Consider the following 201-nt stretch of genomic DNA (forward strand, 5'->3'; position numbering starts at 1 on the left):
CCCGGATCCCGGCGGCCGGGTTCATCGCCCCGAAGGTCGAGCCCGAGTTCGGGTTCGTGCTCAGCCAGACCCTGTCCGGGCCCGGGGTGACCGTCGAGCAGGCGGCCGCGGCGATCGGGGCGGTGTATCCGGCGATCGAGATCATCGACTCGCGGATCGCCGACTGGGACATCCGCCTGGTGGACACGGTCGCGGACAACG

The 201-nt window shown here is 71.6% G+C and carries 1 pseudogene; it reads left to right on the top strand.

Annotation, left to right across the window (positions count from 1 at the left end):
* Positions 1 to 201 (top strand): annotated as a pseudogene (locus AC5RWU_RS24875) (2-keto-4-pentenoate hydratase); the annotation flags it as partial.

This window comes from Arthrobacter sp. B0427-1-12, assembly GCF_059092905.1.